Annotated in this window: 9 protein-coding genes; 2 read left to right on the top strand and 7 right to left on the bottom strand. The window is 74.1% G+C overall.

What is annotated here, in order from left to right:
* Nucleotides 1-55: 55 nt before the first annotated feature.
* The gene (locus tag AC1050_RS04340; protein WP_482386145.1) at nt 56-2,941 is read right to left on the bottom strand and encodes a glycoside hydrolase family 3 N-terminal domain-containing protein; all 2,886 of its coding nucleotides are present in this window, start codon (nt 2,939-2,941) and stop codon (nt 56-58) included.
* Between the two features lie 224 nt (nt 2,942-3,165).
* On the opposite strand from AC1050_RS04340, the gene AC1050_RS04335 reads away from it, so the two are divergent.
* A complete protein-coding gene (locus tag AC1050_RS04335) occupies nt 3,166-3,825 on the top strand; it encodes a TetR/AcrR family transcriptional regulator (protein WP_482386144.1) in 660 nt (219 codons plus the stop codon).
* A gap of 60 nt (nt 3,826-3,885) precedes the next feature.
* Here the strand turns inward: AC1050_RS04335 and AC1050_RS04330 are convergent, their stop codons facing one another.
* From AC1050_RS04330 to AC1050_RS04310, 5 genes are all read right to left on the bottom strand, one after another.
* Nucleotides 3,886-5,124, bottom strand: a complete 1,239-nt coding sequence (locus tag AC1050_RS04330) for a beta-ketoacyl-[acyl-carrier-protein] synthase family protein (protein ID WP_482386143.1) — start codon at nt 5,122-5,124, stop codon at nt 3,886-3,888.
* A gap of 153 nt (nt 5,125-5,277) precedes the next feature.
* On the bottom strand, nt 5,278-5,526 hold the full coding sequence (locus AC1050_RS04325; protein WP_146838928.1) for an acyl carrier protein: 249 nt from the start codon (nt 5,524-5,526) through the stop codon (nt 5,278-5,280).
* Between the two features lie 89 nt (nt 5,527-5,615).
* A complete protein-coding gene (locus tag AC1050_RS04320; RefSeq protein ID WP_482386142.1) occupies nt 5,616-6,620 on the bottom strand; it encodes a beta-ketoacyl-ACP synthase III in 1,005 nt (334 codons plus the stop codon).
* Nucleotides 6,617-7,597 carry an ACP S-malonyltransferase gene (locus AC1050_RS04315; RefSeq protein ID WP_482386141.1) on the bottom strand — a complete coding sequence of 327 codons (981 nt, stop codon included), beginning with the start codon at nt 7,595-7,597 and terminating at the stop codon, nt 6,617-6,619. The genes AC1050_RS04320 and AC1050_RS04315 overlap by 4 nt, the downstream gene beginning before the upstream one ends.
* A gap of 106 nt (nt 7,598-7,703) precedes the next feature.
* Nucleotides 7,704-8,870, bottom strand: coding sequence for a PucR family transcriptional regulator (locus tag AC1050_RS04310; protein ID WP_482387239.1), 1,167 nt, complete (start codon nt 8,868-8,870; stop codon nt 7,704-7,706).
* A gap of 337 nt (nt 8,871-9,207) precedes the next feature.
* Between AC1050_RS04310 and AC1050_RS04305 the strand changes: the two genes are divergently transcribed.
* Nucleotides 9,208-9,891 (top strand): hypothetical protein, encoded by a 684-nt coding sequence (locus AC1050_RS04305; protein WP_482386140.1) that lies wholly within the window; start codon nt 9,208-9,210, stop codon nt 9,889-9,891.
* Between the two features lie 333 nt (nt 9,892-10,224).
* Here the strand turns inward: AC1050_RS04305 and aceE are convergent, their stop codons facing one another.
* Nucleotides 10,225-12,966 (bottom strand): pyruvate dehydrogenase (acetyl-transferring), homodimeric type, encoded by a 2,742-nt coding sequence (gene aceE / locus AC1050_RS04300; RefSeq protein ID WP_482386139.1) that lies wholly within the window; start codon nt 12,964-12,966, stop codon nt 10,225-10,227.
* Nucleotides 12,967-13,246 lie beyond the last annotated feature (280 nt).

Genomic DNA, 13,246 nt, shown 5'->3' with positions numbered 1-13,246 from the left:
CGGACGCCGGACCCGGTCCCGCCCGGTGCTGGGCGGGCCCGGGTCCGGCGCCGGTTCAGGCTGCCGGGGTGGCGGCGGGCTGCCGCCGCTCCCGGACCAGCCTGCGGGTGACCAGGACGACCGCCCCCACGGCGACCAGCCCGAGCACCACGTCTGCGGCGTACAGGGCCCACTTCCACGGCGGCGTGACCGAGACCAGCTCGGAGCCCGCGGAGAGCCCGTTCATCGCGTTGCTGCCGACCACGGCGTAGGCGATGTTGTGCGCCGCGCGCTGCATGTGCGCCAGCACGGTCGGCGTCATCTCGTCGTCCGAGAGCCGCCAGAGGTCGGCGTCCGTGTTGAGCCACAGGTCGGTGCCCGCGGCCAGCCCGGCGCGCAGGTCCTCGTAGGCGAACACGTCGAAGGACGCCTGGTCGGTGACGACGACGCCGGCGAAGCCCCACTCGTCGCGCAGGGTCGCGGTCATCAGCCCCGCGTCCGCGCCGGACCACACCGGGCCGATGCGGTTCATGCCCGCCATCGCGCCCCGGGCGCCGCCGTCGCGGACGGTGACCTCGAACGGTGCGAGGTAGAGCTGGCGGATCGCCTGCTCGTCGGCGAAGGTGACCAGGCCGATGCGGTCCGTCTCCTGGTCGTTGAGCGCGAAGTGCTTCATGAACACCAGGACGCCCTTGGACTGCGCGCCCTCGACCACCGCGGCGCTCATCACGCCCGACAGCCGCGCGTCCTCGGAGAAGTACTCGAAGTTGCGGCCGCTGTACGGCGAGCGGTGGATGTTGAGGGCGGGGCCGTACCAGCCGGTGACGCCGAGGTCGAGGGAGTCCTCGCCGATCGCCACGCCGAACTCCTCGGCCAGGTCGGTGTTGAAGGTCGAGGCCAGCACGATGGCGGGCGGGTACCCCATGCCCGACTGGCCGCCGACCAGGGTGTCGGAGATGCCGGCCGGGCCGTCCTTGTCGACGGTGGCCGGGAGCTGGACCGAGTCGACGCGCTTGGTGGCGTAGCCGCCCACGCGCACCAGCTCGTCGAGCTCGGACTCGGTCATCTGGCCGACCAGCGCGTCCCAGGCGGGCGCGTCGTGCTCCTCGCCGACCAGCATCGCGGCGTTCAGCTCGCCGTAGGCGTCGTCGACGGCGCCCACCTCGGGCTGCTCGGCGTCGGGGTCCTCGACGTCCGGGATCTCCAGGTCGGCCAGCAGCTGCTCCGGGGCCGTCCAGGAGCCGTCGGCGTAGGTCGTCGGCCAGGTGCCCGTCCAGTCGGACCGGCTCAGGTAGGTGAAGTCCTCGTCGTAGGTGCGCAGGTCGGCGTGCGCGAACTGGTTGGTCACCTCGGTGCCCGTCTCGGCGGAGACGGCGTAGGTGGTCGCGTCGGTCTCGGCGACCGCCACGTCGTGCACGAAGGCCGGGTCGCCGTCGTCGGTCATGCCGTCGGCGGTGGTGAAGCCCTTGGCCGCGAGAATGTTGTTGAGCGCGACGTGCGCGTCGGTGCCCGCGGCGAGGTAGTAGTCGCCCGCGCCGACCACGTAGGTCCCCGTGCCGTCGGCGTCGTAGGACCGCATCAGCTCGCGCGGCACCTCGACGGTCACGGTCTCGCTCGCGCCGGGCTCCAGGGTGCCGGTCTTGGCGTAGCCCGCCAGCTCGACGGCGGGCTCCTCGACGCCGTTCGCCCGGTCCTCGTCGGAGTACGGCTGCTGCAGGTAGACCTGCACGACGTCCTTGCCCGCCACGTCGCCGGAGTTGGTGACGGTGACGGCGACCTCGAACGCGTCGTCGCCCTCCGTCACCGTGTAGTCGGACCAGTCGAACGTCGTGTACGACTCGCCGTGGCCGAACGGGTACTGCACCGCCGTGGCGTAGTCGAAGTCGCCCGCGTTCCCGGTGCCGAGCACCACGTCCTCGTACCGGGTCTCGTAGTACCGGTACCCGACGTAGACGCCCTCGGCGTAGACCATGTACCGGTCGCCCCGGTCGACCTCCGAGTTCGCGATCTCGTACGAGCCGAGGTTCGCCGTGCTCGGGGCGCTCAGGGAGTCGTAGGCGTAGGTGTCGACGAGCGCGCCGGACGGGTTGACCTCGCCGTCCAGCACCCGGCCGACGGCTGCGGCGCCCGTCTGCCCGTACGCCCCGACCCAGAGCGCGGCGCTGACGTCGTACTCCTCGAGGAACCCGAGCTCCACCGGGTTCTGCGTGTTGAGCAGCACCACGACGGTGTCGAACCCGGCGGTGGCGGCGGTCAGCAGGTCCCGCTCGTCGGGCGTCAGCTGCAGGTACGTCCCGGCCGCCGGGTCGCCGGTCGCGATCAGGTCCTTGCTCTCGCCGCCGGACCTGCCGAGCACGACGACGGCGGCGTCCGCGTAGTCGGCGTAGGAGGCGCGGACCTCATCGGTGTAGGCGCTCTGCGGCACCTCGTTCACCGCGAACGCACCCTCGCCGTACACGTCGGGGACCGTTCGGCGGTACTCGGAGCCGGCGCCCGACGCGTAGAAGTCCCACAGCGTCCGGTTGAGCTCGAAGCCCGCGTCCGTGAGCGAGTCCTCCAGCGTGACCGCCTGCGAGGTGTCCAGCGAGCCGGCGCCGGTGCCGCCGTAGACGGGGTCGACGGCGCTCTGGCCGAACACGCTGATCCGCGCGCCGTCGGCGAGCGGCAGCGCGCCGTCGTTCTCGAGCAGGGTGATGCCCTCCTCGGAGATGCGGGTGCCGACGTCGGCCAGGTACGCCTGGCGCTCCTCGTCGGACGTGAAGTCGCTGGTGAAGTACTCCGCGTCCTCGCCCTCGGCCGTGACCACCTTCTGGGTCGGCTGGTCGAGGTACACCGACACCAGGTCGGCGTACTTGGTCGCGTAGACGTTCCCGACGACGAGCCCGCCGGCGAGCGCGGCGCACAGCGCGTACGCGCCGACCGCCACGGGCGTCGACAGCCGTCGTGGTTGCTTCCTGGGCATCGTTGGCCTCATCTCGTGCGTCGAGGTCGGCGTCGTCCGCGACGCGACCCCGGTCAGCTGGTGCGGCGCGAGTCAAACACCAGCACACTCTCATTTCGGGCGCAGATGGACGTTCTGCACGCCTGGGCGCACAACCTGTCGTCACGCTGGCCCGTCTCGGGGCCGGTGGAAACCGACGGAGATCCGGTTTCGGGCGGCGCGGGGCCGCCGGTACCCTCGGTGCCATGTCGACGAGCGCGCAGCCCCGGCGTGGTCCCTACGCCAAGACCCGGGGCCGCATCGAGGCCGTCGGCCGGCACGGCTACGAGCTGGTGGTCGAGGCCGGGCACCGGAACCTCACGCTCGCCGAGGTGGCGCGGCGCGCCGGGCTCACCGAGTCGCAGGTCCTCTACCACTTCCCCTCGCGGGACCACCTGCTGGTCGCGGCGCTGGAGCACGCGGACGCGCGCCAGGAGGCGCGCCGGGTCGAGCGCCGGGCCGACCCGGCTCCTCGGGACGAGGACCCGGCGGTGGCCTTGGCCGCGGTCGTGAACGCCGAGCTGTCCGACCCGCGGGTGCTCCGGCTGTTCGTCAGCATGAGCGCCGAGGCCACCGACCCCGACCACCCCGCGCACGCCTGGGCGCTCCGGCGCCGGGCCGGGATCGTGGAGCAGTACGCGCGGTTCCTCCGCGACCTGCAGGAGCGCGGCTGGGCGCACCCGGACGTCGACCCGGAGCGGTTCGCGCGGCAGCTGATGGCCCTCTGGGACGGGCTCCAGACCGAGTGGCTGGTCGCGCCGTCGTTCGACCTGGGCGCCGAGGTCGGGGCGGGGCTGCGCGCGCTGGCGCGGCGGGACGCGGTGCTGGCCCGCGAGGCGGTCGGCGCGCTGGCGCACCGGCTCTGACGCACGACGCCCGGCCCGCCGGCGAGGGGCGGACCGGGCGTCGTCGCGCGCGGCGCGGGCTCAGGCGTTCGTGACCACCAGGGCCACGTTGTGCCCGCCGAAGCCGAACGAGTTGTTGACCACCGCGAGGTCGCCCTCGGGCAGCGCGCGCGGCTTGTCGCGGACCAGGTCCAGCACCAGCTCGGGGTCCGGGTCCTCGACGTTGATCGTCGGGGGCGCCTGCCGGTCGTGCACCGCCAGCACCGAGAACACGGTCTCGAGCGCGCCGGCGCCGCCGAGCAGGTGACCGGTCATCGACTTGGTCGCGGACAGCACCACGCCGTCGGCGTCGGAGCCCAGGGTCTCGCGGACGCCGCGGGCCTCGATGAGGTCGCCGACCACGGTGGAGGTGGCGTGCGCGTTGACGTGCTTGACGTCCGCGGTGCCGATGCCGGCGTCCTTCATGGCCATCCGCATCGCCGCGATCTGCCCGCGGCCCGTGGGCTCGGGGGAGGTGATGTGGTAGCCGTCCGAGGACAGGCCCACGCCGGCGATCTCGGCGTAGACGCGGGCGCCGCGGGCGGCGGCGTGCGCCTCGGACTCCAGGACGACGATGCCGGAGCCCTCGCCGATCACGAAGCCGTCGCGCGCCGTGTCGTACGGGCGGGACGCGCGGGCCGGGTCGTCCGTGCGGGTCGACAGGGTGCGCGAGGCCGCGAAGGCCGCCATCGGCATCGGGTGGATCGTGGCCTCGGTGCCGCCGGCGATCACGACGTCGGCGCGGCCGCTGCGGATCATGTCGACGGCGTAGCCGATCGCCTCGGCGCCGGACGCGCACGCGGACACCAGGGCGTGCGCCCCGGCACGGGCGCCGAACTCCAGCTCGACGTACGCGGACGGCGAGTTCGGCATGAGCATGGGGACGGTCATCGGCAGGACGCGGCGGGCGCCCTTCTCGCGCAGCGTGTCCCACGCGTCCAGCGTGGTCCAGATGCCGCCGATGCCGGAGGACACGACGACGCCGAGCCGGTCCTGGTCGACCTCGGGCGAGCCGGCGTCGGCCCACGCCTCGCGCGACGCGATGATCGCGTACTGCGCGGACGGGTCCATCTTCTTCATCTCGGGCCGGGGGAGGACCTCCTCCGGGCGGACCGCGAGGGTGGCCGCGAAGTCGACCGGCAGGCCGTACTTCTCCGACCAGTCGTTGTCGAGGGTGCGCGCACCCGACGTCCCGGCCAGGGCGGCCTGCCAGGTGGTGGGCACGTCCCCGCCGAGGGGGGTCGTGGCGCCGAGTCCGGTGACGACGACTCGTGTGCTCATCGAGGGCTCCTGGTGGTGTCGGGTGTCGCGGGGTTCAAGGGGGTCCCGGGTGCCGGGACGCGACCGGGGTCCGCGCCGCGGGCGCCTGGACGGCTCCCGTCGACGCCGGCACCAGGTGCCGGCGTGGCGGCGCGGACCCCGGTCGGTGGTGTCTCAGGCCTGGGCGTTCGAGATGAACGACACCGCGTCGCCGACGGTCGCGAGGTTCTTGACCTCGTCGTCCGGGATGCGGACCTCGAACTTCTCCTCGGCCAGGGTCACGATCGTCATCATCGACAGGGAGTCGATGTCGAGGTCGTCCGTGAACGACTTCTCGGGCAGGACCGAGTCGGTCGGCAGGCCGGTCTCCTCGCTGACGATCTCGGCCAGGCCGGCCAGGATCTCCTGCTCGCTGTGCGCCATCGTGTCTCCTTGGTGTGTGTGCTGCGCCGGGTCCGTGGGGCCCGGCGACGTCTTCCGGTCGGTGAACGGTACTGCGGGTCGCGGCCCGGTCAGGGCAGCACGACGACCTGGGCGGCGTAGACGAGGCCCGCGCCGAAGCCGATCTGCAGGGCGAGCGCCCCGCTGGACACCTGGCCCTCGCGGAGCAGGCGCTCGGTGGCGAGCGGGATCGAGGCCGCCGAGGTGTTGCCGGTGTCGGCGATGTCGCGGCCGACCGCGACCGTCTCCGGCAGCTTCAGCGTCTTGATCATCTGGTCGATGATGCGCATGTTGGCCTGGTGCGGGATGAACGCGTCGATCTGGTCCGCGGTCACGCCCGCGGCGTCGAGCGCCTTCTGCGCGACGGGGGCCATCTGCCACACCGCCCACTTGAAGACGCTCGGGCCCTCCTGGCGCAGCGTCGGCCAGCCGGCGCCGTTGTCGCGGACGTCGATCCACGAGTGCGTCTGGCGGATGGCCTGCGCCTGGCTGCCGTCCGAGCCCCACACGGTCGGGCCGATGCCCGGCGTGTCGGACGGGCCGATCACGACCGCGCCGGCACCGTCGCCGAGCAGGAACGAGATGCTGCGGTCCGTCGGGTCGATGAAGTCGCTCATCTTCTCGGCGCCGATCACCAGCACGTTGCGCGCCGCGCCGGCCCGCACCAGCGCGTCCGCCTGGGCCACGCCGTAGCAGTAGCCCGCGCAGGCGGCGGAGACGTCGAACGCGGCCGCCGGGGTGGCGCCGAGCCGGTCGGCCAGCACCGCGGCGCCGGACGGCGTCTGGTGGAAGTACGTGACCGTCGCCAGGATGACCGCGTCGATGTCCGAGCCCTGCAGGCCCGCGTTCGCGATGGCCTCGCGGCCCGCCCGCTCGGCGAGGTCCAGCACGTCGGTGTCCGCGCCCGCGCGGGTGCGGGTGACGATGCCGGTGCGCTGGCGGATCCACTCGTCGGAGGAGTCGATGGGACCGACCAGGTCGTCGTTCGGGACGACGTTCTCGCCGCGCGCGGCGCCCAGGCCGAGGATCCGCGTGTGGGCGGGGCCGGTGGCCTGGTTCAGGGTGGGTCGGGTCACAGGGCGGTCTCCTGGGAGTCGTCGGTCGGTGCGGTGCCGGACGTGCCCTGCGCGTGGCGCGCGACCAGGTCCCGGGCGGCGGGCAGGTCGGCCGGCGAGGTGATCGCGACCGTCTCCACCCCCGGCAGGCTACGCCGGGCCAGCCCCTTGAGCACACCACCGGGGGCGAGCTCGAGCAGGCCGGTCACGCCCAGCTCCGCGAGCGTGCCCTGGCACAGGTCCCAGCGCACCGGCGCGGCGATCTGCTGCACGAGGCGGCCGACGACGTCGGCACCCGTCGCGCCGTCGGCGTAGGCCGACCCGTCGGCGTTGGTCAGCAGGACCGTGCGCGGCGCGGCGGCGGGCCAGCCCGCGGCGACGGCGCCGAACGCCTCGAGCGCGCTCTGCATGTAGGGGGTGTGGAACGCGCCGGCCACCTGCAGCGGCACGACCCGGGCGCGGGCCGGCGGGTTCGCGGCGAAGAGCGCCAGCCCGTCCACCGACCCCGCCACGACGGTCTGGCCGCCGCCGTTGACGTTGGCGGGCCACAGGCCGGCGGCCTCGACGGCCGCGGCGACCTCGTCCGGGTCGCCGCCGAGCACGGCGGCCATGCCGGTCTGCTCCGCGGCGGCGGCCTCCGCCATGAACCGCGCGCGGTGGCCGACCAGCCGGACCGCCGAGGCGTCCTCGAGGACCCCGGCGACGGCCGCGGCGGCGAACTCGCCGACCGAGTGCCCGGCGGTGGCGCCGACGGCGACCGGGCCGCCCTCGTCCTCCAGCGCACGCAGCGCCAGCAGCGAGGTCGACACGATCAGCGGCTGGGCCACGGCCGTGTCGCGGATGGTGTCCGCGTCGGAGGTCGTCCCGTGGGCCGTCAGGTCGGTGCCCGCGGCCTCCGAGAAGGCCGCCAGGCGGTCGGCGGTGCCGGGCAGCTCGAGCCAGGGGCTGAGCATGCCGGGGGTCTGGGCGCCCTGTCCCGGGCAGACGATCGCGAGCACCCGACCAGTCTGCCCGTCCCGCGGGCCGCGCCCGGTCGCGACGCGCACCAACCTCCGATGCCCGACTTGTCGGGCTTCCACAACGCCGTCGGGGCCCGCGGGCCGGTCAGGCCGGGTGGTCGAGGCGGCCGACGGCCAGCGCCTGCTGCAGGACGTAGGCCTCGCGGGGGTCGAGCGGGTCCCAGCCGGTGACCTCGGCGACGCGGCGCAGGCGGTACCGCACCGTGTTGGGGTGGACGTAGAGGGTGCGGGCGGCGGCCTCGAGCGACCGGCCCGCCGCGAGGTAGGCGGTCAGCGTCTCCAGCAGGCTGCCGGTGCTGGCCAGCAGCGGGACGTACGCCTGCTCGACCAGCACGGCGCGCGCGCTCGCGTCGCCGACCAGCACCCGCTCGGGCAGCAGGTCGTCGGCGAGCACCGGCCGCGGCGCGTCGGGCCACGCGGTCACGGCGACCAGCCCGGCGAGCGCCGCGCGGGCGGACCGGGCGGCGTCGGCCAGGTCCTCGCCTGTCGGGCCGAGCACCACGGGCCCGGGGCCGAACCGGGGCAGCAGCGACGCGGCCGCCTCGCGCAGGTCGCCGGTCCCGCCGAGGAACACCACCAGCCGGTCGCCCTGGATGCCGACGAGCGCGTCGTCGGCGGCGCGGCGGGTGGCGCGGCGCAGGTCGGAGGTGCGGACGTCGTCGAGCGGGGACGCCGTGGTGCCGACCACGACCAGCGTGCTGCCGCGTCCGCTCCAGCCCAGCGCCGCGACCCGGGACCGCAGGGAGTCGTCGACGTCGCCGCGCAGCAGGGCGTCGACCACCAGCGCCTCGAGCCGCGCGTCCCAGGCGCCGCGGACCTCGGCGGCCCGGGCGTAGACCTCGGCGGCGGAGAACGCGACCTCGCGGGAGTAGCGGAGCACCGCCTCCAGCAGGTCCCGTTCGCCGCCGGGCGCCGCGAGCCGGTCGCTGTGCGCCTCCACCACGTCGACGACCACCCGCACCAGCTGCAGGGTGTGCTGCAGCGAGATCGACCGGGTCAGCTCCGGCGGGGCCGTCGCGAAGATCTCGCCGACGCCGTGCGGCTGCCGGGACGGGTCCGCGAACCACGTGACGAACGCGGTGATGCCCGCCTGGGCGACCAGCCCGACCCAGGACCGGTCGTCCGCGGGCAGCGCCCGGTACCAGTCCAGGTCCTCGTCCAGGCGGCGCATGGCCGCGGCCGCCAGCACGCCGCTGCCCTCGCGGACCCGGCGGAGGGTCTCGCCGTTGCTGGTGTCGGGGGCGGTCGCCATCCGGCCCCCGCGCCCGGTGCGGGTGCGCGCGGGGGACAGGCCGTCCGAGGCGGGCTCGGTCGTCACGGTGCGTGCCGGGCGTGCCGGGCGTGCCGGGCTCGCCGGGGTCGACGGGCCCGTCGGGGCGGCCGTGGCGGGGGTGGTGGCGACCGGCGCTGCCGGTGCCGCGGGCGCTGCGGGAGCGGCGGATGCCGTGGCGGCAGGCGTCCGGCGGGGCTGAGGCATGGGGCGAGCATAGGACCCCGTTGTGGGGAACCGACAAAGGTCCCGGGTCCGATCCGGCTCCTGGTGGGCCGTTCGAGGAGTGCAGGTCGGGGACACCGGATAGTGTCGCGTCATGGCTCTGCTGCCCCGACTGCGCCGCCTCCTGGGCAGGCCCGTGCCTGCGTCCCGTGTCGGGGCGCGTCGTCCCACCGGGGCGACCCCACGGCACGGTGACGTCCCCCAGGAGGACGCCCTCCGCTCGAAGCTCGGCGACGACCCCAACGACGAGCGCGCCTTCGCGGCGCTCGCCGAGATCGTCCGCCGGCACGCCGCCACCGGTTCCGACGACGACCCGCTGACCGCGGACGCCGACGACGCGGAGCGGCAGCGCGCCGCCGACCTCGCGGTGTGGTCGCTCGGCGAGGAGCTCGCCGGCAACCCGCGCGCCTGGTACCCGCTGGTCGAGGTCGCACGGCTGTCCGTGCGCGACGACATGGAGGGCACCGTCCGCCGGCTCACCACCGCCGCCGAGCGCGACCCCTCCGGCCGCGCGCTCGTCGCCGGGCTGCGGCTGCTGCGCGAGGCGGGGCTGCCTGTCGAGGCGCTCGGGCTCGGCACCGGGCACTGGCACCCGCGCGACCACGACCCCGAGGTCGGGCGCGAGCTGGTGCTCGCCGCCGTCGAGGCCGAGCGGCCGATGGACGCCAAGCAGCACCTCGCGAGCCTCGACCTGTACCCGCGGCAGGACGAGATCGCGCAGATGCGCCGCGAGCTGACCCGTCTGGTCGAGCAGGCCGAGCGCCACGCCGGCGCCTGACCCCACCTCACCCCTGGCCGAAGGCCCCGCCGCCCGCCCGGGCGCCGGGGCCTTCGCCGTCCCCGGCGCCGCGCTGCGCGCGTGCCCACGTCGCCCACCACGTCGCCCGCGTCGCCCGCATCGCCCGCATCGCCCACGGATTTTCGCTCCGCCCCCCGGAATCGCCGTGGGCAGTGCGAGAAAGCGTGGGCGATGCGGACCCGGCCGCGCGGTCGGTGCGGACGGCCAGGGCGGTCGGCGGTCGGCCGGCGCCGTGCCGCGGGCGGGCGGGACGGCGAGGGGCCCCGCACCGGTCGGCGCGGGGCCCCTCGTCGTCGGGCTCGGGTCAGCGGGTCAGGAGTCGCCGCCCGTGTTGCCGGAGGTGCCGGCGTTGACGTCGTGCAGGCGGTACTGCTCGATGGCCTGCGCCGGGGCCTCCGGCGCGACCTTGCCCTCGCGGGCGAGCTGCTGCAGGACGCGGACCACGACCGACGGGCCGTCGATCTTGAAGTGCCGGCGGGCGGCGGCGCGGGTGTCGGAGAACCCGAACCCGTCGGCGCCGAGCGTGGCGTACCGGCCCGGGATCCACTCGCGCACCTGGTCGGCCACGAGGTGGTCGTAGTCGGTGGTGGCGACGAACGGGCCCTCGGCGCCCTGGAGCTTGGCGGTGAGGTACGGCGTGCGCGCCTCCTCGCCCGGGTGGAGGAACGCGTGCTGGTCGGCGGCCAGGGCCTCGCGACGCAGCTCGTTCCAGGACGTGACCGACCAGACGGCGGCGCGGACGCCCCAGTCGTCGGCCAGCAGCTGCCGGGCCTCGAGCGCCCACGGCACGGCCACGCCGGAGGCGAGGATCTGGGCCTGCGGCCCGTCGCCCTCGGCCGGTGCGATGCGGTGGATGCCCTTGAGGATGCCCTCGACGTCGACGTCCTCCGGCTCGGCCGGCTGGACCATCGGCTCGTTGTAGACCGTCAGGTAGTACATGACGTCGGGGTCGCGGCCGTCGTCCCCGTACATCCGCTGGATGCCGTCCTTGACGATGTGCCGGATCTCGTAGCCGTACGCCGGGTCGTAGTGCACGACGTGCGGCATGGTGCCCGCGAGCAGCGGGGAGTGGCCGTCGGCGTGCTGCAGGCCCTCGCCGGTCAGCGTGGTCCGGCCCGCGGTGGCGCCGATGAGGAACCCGCGGGTCATCTGGTCGCCGGCCGCCCAGAACTGGTCGCCGGTCCGCTGGAACCCGAACATCGAGTAGTAGAAGTAGAACGGGATCAGCGGCTCGCCGTGCGTGGCGTACGAGGTGCCCACCGACTGGAACGCGGCGGCGGAACCGGCCTCGTTGATGCCGGTGTGCATGATCTGGCCGGACTCGGACTCCTTGTAGGAGAGCATGAGGTCGCGGTCCACGGCGAGGTAGTTCTGGCCGTTGGTGTTGAAGATCTTCGCGCTCGGGAAGATCGAGTCCAGGCCGAACGTGCGGGCCTCGTCCGGGATGATCGGGACGAGCCGCTTGCCGAACTCCTTGTCCTTCACCAGGTCCTTGAACAGCCGGACGAGCGCCATGGTGGTGGCGACCTCCTGCGTGCCCGAGCCCTTCTTCAGCAGCTCGTACGCCTTGTCCTCCGGCAGTGCGAGCGGCTTGTGGGCCACGCGGCGCTCGGGGACGTAGCCGCCGAGCTGGCGACGACGCTCCTGCAGGTACTGGATCGCCGGGTCGTCCTGGCCGGGGTGGTAGTACGGCGGCAGGTACGGGTCGGCGTCGATCTGCTCGTCCGTCACCGGGATGCTCAGCGAGTCGCGCAGGGCCTTGAGCTCGGCGCCCTTGAGCTTCTTCATCTGGTGCGTCGAGTTGCGGCCGGCGAAGCCGGAGCCCAGGCCGTAGCCCTTGACGGTGTGCGCCAGGATGACGGTCGGCTGCCCGGTGTGCTCGCGCGCGGCCTTGTAGGCGGCGTAGATCTTCCGGTAGTCGTGGCCGCCGCGCTTGAGCGCCCAGATCTCGTCGTCGGTCATCTTCTCGACGAGCTGCTTGGTGCGCGGGTCGCGCCCGAAGAAGTTCTCGCGGATGAACGCGCCGTTCTCGGCCCGGTAGGTCTGGTAGTCGCCGTCGGGCGTCTGGTTCATCAGGTGCACCAGCGCGCGGTCCTTGTCGGCGTTGAGCAGGGCGTCCCACTCGCGGCCCCACACGACCTTGATGACGTTCCAGCCGGCGCCGCGGAACTGCGCCTCGAGCTCCTGGATGATCTTGCCGTTGCCGCGGACCGGGCCGTCGAGGCGCTGCAGGTTGCAGTTCACCACGAAGGTCAGGTTGTCCAGGCCCTGCTGGGCGGCGTGCTGGAGCATGCCGCGCGACTCGGGCTCGTCCATCTCGCCGTCGCCGAGGAACGCCCAGACGTCCTGCTGGCTGGTGTCCTTGATGCCGCGCAGGTGCAGGTACTTGTTGGTCCACGCCTGGTAGATCGCCGAGGCCGGGCCGAGGCCCATCGACACCGTCGGGAACTCCCAGAAGTCCTGCATGAGCCGCGGGTGCGGGTAGGACGGCAGGCCGCCGCCCTCATGCGACACCTCCTGGCGGAACCCGTCGAGCTGGTGCTCGTCCAGGCGGCCCTCGAGGTAGGCGCGGGCGTACACGCCGGGGGAGGCGTGGCCCTGGAAGTAGACCTGGTCGCCGCCGCCGGGGTGGTCCTTGCCGCGGAAGAAGTGGTTGAGGCCCACCTCGTAGAGCGTCGCGACGGACGCGTAGGAGGAGATGTGCCCGCCGACCGCGACGCCGGGGCGCTGTGCGCGGGTCACCATGACCGCGGCGTTCCACCGGTTCCACGAGCGGTACCGGCGCTCCAGCACCTCGTCGCCGGGGAAGTAGGGCTCGTCGTGCACGCCGATCGTGTTCACGTACGGCGTGTTCAGCTCGGCCGGCACGGCGACGTTGCGCTCGCGTGCCCGCTTGAGCATGTTCAGCAGCACGTAGCGCGCCCGGGGGCCGCCCTTGTCGTCGATGAGCCCGTCGATGGACTCGACCCACTCGGAGGTCTCCTCCGGGTCGACGTCCGGGACCTGGCTCAGCAGGCCGTTGATGAGCGGTCCGCGCTCGTCCTTCGAAGCCACCAGTGCTCCTCGCCTCTCCACGCGTGGGGGCCGGTCGGCCCCGGTGCGCATCTCGGCCCGCCCGGCGTGCGCGCCACGTTCGGTGCGCCTCGCCGCCAAGCGGGTAGTGGGACCATTGTCCGCCGTCCGGACGGTGAAAGTCTCCCAGTCCGGCACCTGGGATGCGTGACGTCCGTGACAGTCGGCGCCCGGGGGGTGGCCCGCATCACGTCGCAGCACGTCAGCCGCCGTTTCGCGGCCGCCGCGATGCTCGCATGCTGGGCGCCGCGTCCGCCAGGTG

It is taken from the genome of Cellulomonas sp. NEAU-ZC6, from assembly GCF_056844425.1.
The sequence above is the reverse complement of the archived record's forward strand: the minus strand, read 5'-3'. Positions and strand labels throughout refer to the sequence as shown.

Coding starts and splice junctions, on each gene's coding strand:
- AC1050_RS04335 (WP_482386144.1), top strand. CDS start 3,166: ATGTCGACGAGCGCGCAGCCCCGGCGTGGTCCCTACGCCAAGACCCGG.
- AC1050_RS04330 (WP_482386143.1), bottom strand. CDS start 5,124: ATGAGCACACGAGTCGTCGTCACCGGACTCGGCGCCACGACCCCCCTC.
- AC1050_RS04325 (WP_146838928.1), bottom strand. CDS start 5,526: ATGGCGCACAGCGAGCAGGAGATCCTGGCCGGCCTGGCCGAGATCGTC.
- AC1050_RS04310 (WP_482387239.1), bottom strand. CDS start 8,870: ATGGCGACCGCCCCCGACACCAGCAACGGCGAGACCCTCCGCCGGGTC.
- AC1050_RS04340 (WP_482386145.1), bottom strand. CDS start 2,941: ATGCCCAGGAAGCAACCACGACGGCTGTCGACGCCCGTGGCGGTCGGC.
- AC1050_RS04305 (WP_482386140.1), top strand. CDS start 9,208: ATGGCTCTGCTGCCCCGACTGCGCCGCCTCCTGGGCAGGCCCGTGCCT.